The organism is Saccharothrix sp. NRRL B-16314 (assembly GCF_000716595.1).
GTDB lineage: Bacteria > Actinomycetota > Actinomycetes > Mycobacteriales > Pseudonocardiaceae > Actinosynnema.
This window is the reverse complement of sequence record NZ_JNXC01000182.1, coordinates 1-339: the sequence shown is the minus strand read 5'-3', so window position 1 is coordinate 339 and position 339 is coordinate 1. Positions and strand designations below refer to the sequence as shown.

The following is a 339-nucleotide window of genomic DNA, read 5'->3' as shown; positions in this document are numbered from 1 at the left end:
GCCCTGAGCGTCTGACGGGGGCGGGGCTGGGCGGGGCGCTCAGGCCGGGTCGGGCGGTGCCGGGCAGGGACGTTCCGGGCGTCGGGGCCGTCGGGCAGGCGCTCAGGCCTGCTTCTCGGCGTCCTGCGCCGCCCGCGCCGCCTTCGCGCGCTCGGCCGCGAGTTCGCGGGCCGAGGCGAGCCGGTAGGGCACGTCGATGACGACGACGTTCTTCATGAACAGCAGCCGGGTCTTCAGCCGCAGCGCGCTCTGGTTGTGCAGCGGCTGCTCCCACCAGTGGCCCACCACGTACTCGGGGATGACCACCGAGATCACCGCGCCCTCCGTGCGCTCGGGCAC

Annotated in this window: 1 pseudogene; it reads right to left on the bottom strand. The window is 74.9% G+C overall.

The features are described 5' to 3' along the window. Nucleotides 1-102 precede the first annotated feature (102 nt). Nucleotides 103-339 (bottom strand): annotated as a pseudogene (locus OQ02_RS45425) (DNA-binding protein); the annotation flags it as partial.